A 7,043-nucleotide genomic window follows, 5' to 3' on the forward strand; every position below is an offset into this window, starting at 1 on the left:
GGAGCCGTGCCGAAGATCGTTGACCACGAGGCGCGCCGCGCCGAGTTGGCCGAGGCGATGTGGCGCGTCGTCTACCGCGATGGTGTCGCCGCGGCCACGGTGCGTACCATCGCTGCCGAGGCCGGTTGGTCACCCAGTGCGCTGCGGCACTACTTTGCCACCCAGGCCGATCTGTTGATCTTCGCCATGGAGCACGTGATAGCGAAGGTGACCGAGCGCTTCGCCGCGGAGAGCTGGACCGGGCCGCCCCGCGAGACCGTTCAGCGGGTGCTGGAGGAGTTCCTGCCGCTGGATCGACAGCGCCGCCGAGCCGCTGAGGTGTGGCTGTGGCTGACCTTGCACGCCCAGGTCGACCCGGCGGCCCAGGCGCGACTCAGTGAGGCCGATGACGGTGTGCGGCGGGTGGTCGGCATCGCTGTCGACGCCCTCGCGGCGGCCGGGCTGGTGGCTCGGGGCGCTGACCTCGGCGCGGAGAAGGCCCGACTGCATGCCCTGCTCGACGGGCTCACCCTGCACGCGCTGGTGCGTACGGAGCTCATGCCGCCGGGCCGCCTCCGCGTGCTGCTCGCCGAGCACCTCGACAGCGTGACGATTGCCCGGGACGACGACGCGGCCCGGTAGCCCCGATCACCGGCGCGCAGCGCGGGTAGGCATTTCGTGAGTCCTTGGCCGTTGACCTTCAGGTTGGTTGAAGGCTCAGGATGGTCGGCGTGGCAGCACAAGATGATCGGATGACGATCGGGGTCTTCGCGCGGACCGCGCGGGTCAGCACCAGCGCCCTGCGCTTCTACGACGACTGCGGTCTCGTGCGTCCCCGTGCGGTTGACCCGATCACCGGATACCGGTACTACTCGCCGGATCAGCTCGACGAGGTCACCCTGATCCGTCAGCTGCGGAAGGTGGGGCTGCCGTTGGGGGAGGTACGGCGGGTACTTGCCGGCCCCGCCAGGGTGGCCGAGCAGCTGTTGGCGGCTCACCTGAGCTCGATGGAACGCGCGGTCGAGGATGCCCGGGTTGCCCTCACCACCGCGCTGAGTCTGATCCGAGATCGGGAAGACGCCGCGCTGGTCCTGTCTGGACGGCGACTTGCCGAGGCGATTGGGCAGGTGGCGTCGGCCGCGGATGCCAGCGCCGGCATCCCCGCGCTCGGCGGGGTCCTGATCGAGGCGACCGAGGATGAGCTGCGGTTGGTGGCGACCGACCGGTATCGGCTAGCGGTCCGGTCGCTGCCGACCGACCGGCGGCAGGTGCCGGCGACAGCCGTTGTAGACGCAGCCCAGCTGGACCGGGCGCGACAGTGGATCGGTAACCAGGAACACCTGCGACTCGGGTACACCGATTCGTGCGTCCAGTTCACCGGTCCCGGCGGCCAACAGCGGCTACCGACAGTCGCGCAAGACTTCCCCGCGTACCGGATCGTCCTCGACGGGCTACCTGAGGTGCGGACCCAGGTGGTCGCGCCGCGGGACCTACTGCTGGCCGCCATCGCTGCTGGTCCACAGGCGCGCCTGGACTTCGTGGTGCACGGCGGTCTGACCGTGGCGTTGTCGCCAGGTCGGGGGACGCCGAGAGCGGTTCCCGCCGACCTCACCGGAGTGCCGGTGGCGATCAGCTTCCGCGCCGCCACGCTGTACCCGGCGCTGGCAGCGGCCAGCGTCGGGCCGGACGTGATGCTGCAGATCAGCCAACCCCATCTGCCCGCTGTCATTCGCTGCGCCGATGACGGCGATTTCACCACGGTGGTGATGCCGGTAGCGGCCAGCCCACAATCCGAAACCTGAGGAGAACCATGGAAGACTCCGTGCGAACCACCCCCGACGAGACGATGGCGAGCATCGCGACCGCGGTGGAGCTCGGCCGGTCCGGGCAGCGGGTCCGGGCCCGCGACGCTCTCACCGCGCTCTGGGAGCAGATCGGGGCCACCGGCGATGCGCTGCATCGATGCACGCTCGCCCACTACCTGGCCGATTTGCAGGACACCACCCTGGCTGAACTCGAGTGGGACGAGCGTGCCCTCGCCGCCGCTGGCGAGCTTACCGACGCCCGTGCCCAGCGGTACGACCACGCGTGGCAGGTGCGGCTGCTCCTACCCTCGCTGCACCTCAACCTCGCCGACGACCACCGGCGCTTGGGCAGTCTCACGCGAGCGCGGAACCATCTGGCCCAGGCCCAGAGTCTGGTTACGGACCTCCCCGACAACCAGTACGGCGGCATGATCCGCAGCGGCCTCCAGCACGTTTCTGAAGCTCTGGCGGCGGGTTCGACCGAGCGCCTCGACTCCCATCCGTCAACACCGTAGCCCGGCAGAACCATGTCAAGTTTGTTATAGACAGGTCACGATACAGTTAAGTAGATTAACAAAACGCGCCACGTGGAGTCCCTGTCCCGACACCAGCCACGGCCGAGCTGATCGGGCGATGTCTCTAGGAGGACCGATGAAGCTGGGCGTGAGAACCGCGGCCCTGGTCGGCGTCGTCGCGGTGATAACGGCGGGAGCCATGGTGGTGACCGCGACCGCGACCGCGGCGGCCGCGCCGACCGCGACGTTCGTCAAGGTCTCCGACTGGGGTAGTGGCTGGGAAGGCCGATACACCATCACCAACGGGGGAAGCAGCACTCTGAACTCGTGGCAGGTCGACTTCGACCTGCCAGCGGGCACCAGCATCGGCACGTACTGGAACGCGCTGATGGACCGCGACGGGCAGCGCTACCGTTTCACCAACCAGCACTGGAACGGCACAATCGCGCCGGGCGCCTCGGTGACGTTCGGCTTCCTCGGCTCCGGCGCCGGCAGTCCGAGCGGCTGTCGACTCAACGGCCAGCCGTGCCAGCCGACAGCCCCTCCGACGACCAGTCCACCCGCACCGTCACCGACCACCGCACCCCCTGGTAGCACGCCGGTTGAGGCGAACGGACAGCTGCGGGTCTGTGGTGAACAGCTCTGCAACGACAACGGCACGGCGATCCAACTGCGGGGCATGAGCACGCACGGTCTGCAGTGGTACGCCAACTGCGCGACCAGCGCCTCCCTTGACGTCCTCGCCCAGCAGTGGGGCGCCGACGTCCTGCGGATCTCGATGTACATCCAGGAAGGTGGCTACGAGACCGACCCGCGTGGCTTCACCGACCTGGTCCATGAGTACATCGAGATGGCTACCGCTCGCGGCCTCTACGCGATCGTCGACTGGCACATGCTCACGCCGGGAGACCCCAACTACAACCTGTCGCGCGCGCAGACCTTCTTCGCCGAGATCGCCGACCGGCACCGGGACAAGGTGAACGTCCTCTACGAGATCGCGAACGAGCCGAACGGGGTCAGCTGGGGCGCGGTCAAGAGCTACGCCGACCAGGTCATCCCGGTGATCCGGGAGCGGGACCCGGAGGCGGTGGTGCTGGTCGGCACCCCCGACTGGTCGTCGCTCGGGGTCTCCGGAAGCGGCGGCGGCGTGGACGCCATCACCGCCAACCCGGTGGCGGCCAGCAACCTGATGTACGTCTTCCACTTCTACGCGGCATCGCACGGCGACCTGTACTACAACACCCTGGCGGCGGCGGCCGACCAAATCCCGATCTTCGTGACCGAGTTCGGCACCCAGCAGTACACCGGCGACGGCCCGAACGACTTCACCAGGTCCCAGCGCTACCTCGACCTGATGGCGAGCAAGAAGATCAGTTGGGTCAACTGGAACTACTCCGACGACTTCCGCTCCGGCGCGGTCTTCACCACGGGAACGTGTGCCAGTGGTGACTTCGGCGGCACCGGCCCGCTCAAGCCGGCCGGCAGCTGGATCCGTGACCGCATGCGTACCGCTGACGACTTCTGACCGCCCCTGCACCCGGCTCAGAACCGCCGCCCCGGTCGATCCGCTGCCGGGGCGGCGGTTTCGTGTGCGGTGGGTGCCTCGACCAGCGTTGGAAGGAGGCATGGCCAATTCGAGATCACCGCTTTTGTCCCGGAGTGCGGGGTTGAGGAAGAGCGGTGGCCGCGTACGAGCGGTTCGTCGGTGAGTTAAGCCGTTCGGAGTTGGAGGGGTTCTTCCTGCTCGACGGCACCGCGTTGGATCTGATCGCGCACAAGCGCGCTGATCATCACAGGATCGGCCTTTGGTTGCAGGTCGGGACGGTGCGGTTCTTGGGGCATTTCCTGACCGAGGACCCCCTCGATGGAACCCGCTTCCAGCGGCGAACAACAGGCAATCCGCGCCATCACCCTCGCCGAGTACCGCGAATGGCCCGACCGCCTCGACTGGGAAGAGGGCCCCGACGTCCTGCGCTACCCCGACCGCTACGGCCCCGCCAGCACGAACAACGCTGCGCGACGCCGATCCGTCTCCTAGGACAGCTAACCGCCAGGATCAAATATTTGCGGTGCTGGGCAGCTACCCAAGCGCGGGGCCGAATAGAGGGCCGGGCCAGGCCGCCACGCACCCTGGTTGGCGATGGCCAACCGGGCGGGGGCGAGGTCCGCTGCCAGCGGCGCGGGCAAGCACGCCGGCTTTGCGGATGTCGCCCACGCCGGGGCCCCGGTGGGAGGTCACTGCGGCATGTGGATGACCGGCAGGTGCTCGCCGTAGTAGGCACCCTCCCCGGTCAGAATTGAGGCCCCTCCGTTGTCCAGTGATGCCATGACCGTGGTGGCCAGGTCGATGCGGCCGGTCAGTCCCCGCCAGTAGGACAGCTCTAGCCAGTCGCCGCTGGTGCGCAGAATTGCGCAGGACTGCTGGCGTAGCAGTCGGTGCAGGTGTTCGCGCTGTTTGGGGTCGGTCACCAACGCCAGCACTTCGGCCACGGTGATGTCGGTGACACCGTATCGATTGCTGTCTCTGATGACCTCGCCTATCGGTTCGTCCACGTGCACCGAGTAGGGGTAGGCCAGCAGCGCTGACCTGTCTAGTACCAGCGTGACCGTGCCTGGAGGGTCGTCGTCGACGCTCACGCGGCTGGTGTCTGCTGGTTGCCGTTGAACAGCTCGGCCGCCGCGTGGTCACGCACCCGCGCACGTAAGGCCGCCACCCGTTCCGGGGTCCACTCGGCCTCCACGGCCAGCCGGCGGGCCCGCGCTACGGCCATGCCCTGCTCGGTGAGGTGCACGCCGGCCTCGGCCACTAGGTCGCGGAACTCCTCGAAGTTCCGGCGAGCGCGCACAGTCTCGGTGACGTATGCGGAGGCGTTGGGCTGCCGCTCCAGGGCCTCAGCCACGTCCGAGGGTACGGATATCGTCACTCGACGCTTTGTCATACCATCAGCCTACTCTCGTATGACAGCGGAGTGCAGCGCATCACCCTTCCTGCCGCGGGAGGGCAGAGTTGATCAGTTGGACGGGGCCGGGGCTGGTGCGCTGGCAGATACGGCAGGTGATGGGGTCGGTGTGCTGCGGCCGACGCGGACGGGGGTGAGCCGGGCGGGGCGGTTGGTGGTCATGGTGGTCTCCTTCTGCGCGCCCCTCGAGGGCCTTGCGATAGCAACGATCATCCGAGTCGAGGCCCAACTCACGACTCTGCGGATTGGAAAATCCGCTCGGATGCCTCACGGATCTCCGCCGAACAGAAGGTCGCAAACTTTACCAAAATTGGCCTACACGCCGACCATCTAGTTATTCCGTCCCACGTCACGCAGCGCAGTTCAGCGCCGCCATCGAAAGCGCTAACACCAACCCTGCTGTAACCGCAATCATCGTGCAACAGCCAGTCCCGGCCCGGCTGCGCCAATTTGTGCAGGGAATCGCACCGCAGAAGGACATCGACGCCCTCACCGAGGCATCCAGCCGGCAGGTGTGTGCGACCGCCGAAGGGATCTGGCGAGTGGTACAACCCTTCACCCATGACGCACCATCCATCGCTGTCGTAGGAGCCCACAGGTTTGTCGGACGCGGTGTCGTCAGCCGACTCGCAGTCGCCGCAGGTCTCGTACCCCTGGCTACTGGCAACGACGGCGCCGGATCGCTCCGGATTCCGGCTGCCTGGTGCGGCGTACTCGGGGTTAAGACCACCAATGGCCTGCTGCCCTCCGTGAACGCGCTCAACGCACCTGGTCCGCTAGCCCGCACCGTCGCTGACGCCACCAGCTACCTCGACGCCATCCTCGGCACACGACTTGCCGAACACCTCGCCGCCCCGCCCCGGGGACAACCAATCCAAGCAGTGTGGTCAGTCGACCTTGGCTGCGCCGAGGTCGACCAGCAGATAGCGGGAATCGCCCACGCTGCCGCAAACCGACTCGCCGATGATGGCTTCCTCCAATGGGTCGAACATGATCTAGTCCTGAATGACCCTGAACCTGTATGGAAGGAACTCCGAACACGAACATCGACCGGTAAAATTTACTCCAAAGAAACGCGAATGCACAATAACCACCAGCTAGCCAAACTGTTCTCCGCTGCCGATATCCTGGTCACACCGACAACCCCCTACACAGCTCACGGCCATGCGGGGCCAGGTAAGCGCCTGAATGTAGCTCTGACCTGGGCATTTAACGTCAGCGGCCATCCAGCGGCCAGCATCCCTGCCGGCTTCGCCCCTGACAACACGCCTGTGGGCTTCCAAATCGTTGCCCAACACAACCGCGAAGACCTACTTATGCGAACGGCTGCAGCTCTGCAACGCATCCAACCGTGGCCGAGCCCTTACGAAGAATACGCCCAGCGGGCCCCCCAGTTCCTTAACGATCTGTAGCCACGAAAGGGCATGGGGACATGGTCGTACGTCCCATCGACGTGTTGGCCGGCACCCGGTTCGGGGTGCCGGCCAACAGTTTCTTTCCCCCTGGTGTGGGTTAGGTCTGTGGGTGGGGGTTTGTTTGTGGGTGTCGGTGGGTCAGCTGGTCCAGTGTTCGGCGACGAGGTCGGCGGCCTGGGTTTCCCACTGGGCGTAGTGGAACGGGTACGCCGACACCTGCACCTTCTGCGCGGCCTCGGTCAACGGCAGGTCCTGCCAGCCCTTGACCTGCTTCAATCCGTCCAGGAAGGCGGTGGTGGAGTAGGCGGGGTCGGTGATCTGCTCCACCGTGCCCCAACCACTGGAGGGGCGCTGCTGGAACAGGCCCTG

At 66.7% G+C, this 7,043-nt stretch carries 8 protein-coding genes and 2 pseudogenes; 7 read left to right on the forward strand and 3 right to left on the reverse strand.

Annotation, left to right across the window (positions count from 1 at the left end; translation table 11 throughout):
• The first annotated feature begins 6 nt into the window (after window positions 1–6).
• The 6 genes and pseudogenes from T398_RS17285 to T398_RS17310 all read left to right on the forward strand — a co-directional run bounded on the left by T398_RS17285 (window position 7) and on the right by T398_RS17310 (window position 4,337).
• Window positions 7–621, forward strand: a complete 615-nt coding sequence (locus tag T398_RS17285; protein WP_496448183.1) for a TetR/AcrR family transcriptional regulator — start codon at window positions 7–9, stop codon at window positions 619–621.
• A gap of 80 nt (window positions 622–701) precedes the next feature.
• Entirely contained in the window at window positions 702–1,781 is a 1,080-nt protein-coding gene (locus tag T398_RS17290) for a DNA polymerase III subunit beta family protein (RefSeq protein ID WP_496448185.1), read from the forward strand.
• A gap of 8 nt (window positions 1,782–1,789) precedes the next feature.
• Window positions 1,790–2,299: a hypothetical protein gene (locus T398_RS17295; protein ID WP_496448186.1), complete on the forward strand. Its 510-nt coding sequence runs from the start codon at window positions 1,790–1,792 to the stop codon at window positions 2,297–2,299.
• Window positions 2,300–2,435: 136 nt separating this feature from the next.
• Window positions 2,436–3,824, forward strand: a complete 1,389-nt coding sequence (locus T398_RS17300) for a cellulase family glycosylhydrolase (protein ID WP_496448188.1) — start codon at window positions 2,436–2,438, stop codon at window positions 3,822–3,824.
• A 155-nt stretch (window positions 3,825–3,979) separates the two neighbouring features.
• Window positions 3,980–4,144 (forward strand): annotated as a pseudogene (locus T398_RS17305) (DUF4158 domain-containing protein); the annotation flags it as partial.
• Between the two features lie 19 nt (window positions 4,145–4,163).
• Entirely contained in the window at window positions 4,164–4,337 is a 174-nt protein-coding gene (locus T398_RS17310; RefSeq protein WP_496448214.1) for a hypothetical protein, read from the forward strand.
• A gap of 197 nt (window positions 4,338–4,534) precedes the next feature.
• Here T398_RS17310 and T398_RS17315 read toward each other — a convergent pair whose 3' ends face one another.
• Window positions 4,535–4,936, reverse strand: a complete 402-nt coding sequence (locus T398_RS17315; RefSeq protein WP_496448190.1) for a hypothetical protein — start codon at window positions 4,934–4,936, stop codon at window positions 4,535–4,537.
• A complete protein-coding gene (locus T398_RS17320; protein ID WP_496448192.1) occupies window positions 4,933–5,238 on the reverse strand; it encodes a hypothetical protein in 306 nt (101 codons plus the stop codon). Before T398_RS17320 ends, T398_RS17315 begins: the two co-directional genes overlap by 4 nt.
• A 437-nt stretch (window positions 5,239–5,675) precedes the next feature.
• Here T398_RS17320 and T398_RS17325 point away from each other — a divergent pair, with 437 nt between their 5' ends.
• Complete coding sequence (locus T398_RS17325) at window positions 5,676–6,671, forward strand: amidase family protein (RefSeq protein ID WP_496448193.1); 996 nt, start codon at window positions 5,676–5,678, stop codon at window positions 6,669–6,671.
• Between the two features lie 141 nt (window positions 6,672–6,812).
• Here the strand turns inward: T398_RS17325 and T398_RS17330 are convergent.
• Window positions 6,813–7,043 (reverse strand): annotated as a pseudogene (locus tag T398_RS17330) (hypothetical protein); the annotation flags it as partial.

This window comes from Salinispora goodfellowii, assembly GCF_059570675.1.